The following is a 1,033-nucleotide window of genomic DNA, read 5'->3' on the forward strand; positions in this document are numbered from 1 at the left end:
GCATTCCAGTGAACTGCCCTTTCGTTTACACCATTTTCGATTTGACCTAATTGAACAAAGTGAGCGTCCGGGCAGCCGTGACTTATGGACTTTCAATTCTTTGTTCCTGTCCATGATTATATATGATTCTTAGTATGAAAGCTACAACATTTCATGAAAAACAGGCAAATGGGCATGACGATAAAACCTCAGAAACTGAGGCCTTTGAAAGTATGAGATGTTTCTCTTTAGCAGCGCAGTGGCATTCTCATCTGTGGCTTTCCGAGATGCCCGCCACATGCTTTACACACACATACTTTGATACCATAAAGTTGTTCCAGTACTTCCGGCATTTCCATGTCGCGGAGCTTGGAAAGATACTTACTGCATCCAAGGAGATTTCTGCAAAGGGTGAGCTTCTGATTTTTGGTACGTGAACATAACAATCCATAGTGCCGGATACGTACAAAACGCCTTGGTGGTACATGCATGAGAAACCGCCGAACAAACTCTGCACCCGAAATGGTCAGTTCCTTCCACTGCCCATCATTTCGGTAATCCTTTACTAAGAATGTAACGGTATCATCATCCATACGGACGATGCGGTGGTTGCTGACAGCAATGCGGTGAGTATACTTACCAAGGTAGTTAATAACTGACCCAGCACCATTGAAAGTCTTTTTGCAATGAGGAATCCAGTCCATACCATAACAGGAATCCAGGAGTTCTTTGAATGTATAATGGTTACGGAACTTTTCAGCAGTACCATGAAATACCAGTTTATCCTCTTTCCACAGTCTCTTTAGTTCCTCCAGATATTTTCCGCGGAACACTTTGGAGATGACCCGGATGGGAAGAAAGAAATTTTCACCATTGTCCTTCCACTGGTTGTTGGAAGTCAGTCCTCCGCCCAGCAGGATGGTGTGAATGTGGGGATGAAAATTTATTTCAGAACCCCATGTATGTAAAATGCAGATGTATCCCACCTTTGCGCCAAGATGCTCTGGGGCGGCAGCCAGTTCGCTGATGGTCGAAGAAGCTGCATGATATAAGG

1 protein-coding gene is annotated in these 1,033 nt (G+C 44.3%); it reads right to left on the bottom strand.

Annotation, left to right across the window (positions count from 1 at the left end):
• Window positions 1-227: 227 nt before the first annotated feature.
• A partial coding sequence (locus tag D5281_RS25050) for an IS91 family transposase (protein WP_160562552.1) occupies window positions 228-1,033 on the bottom strand: 806 nt, incomplete at its 5' end.

Source organism: Parablautia muri, from assembly GCF_009917485.1.
Taxonomy (GTDB): Bacteria; Bacillota; Clostridia; order Lachnospirales; family Lachnospiraceae; genus Suilimivivens; species Suilimivivens muri.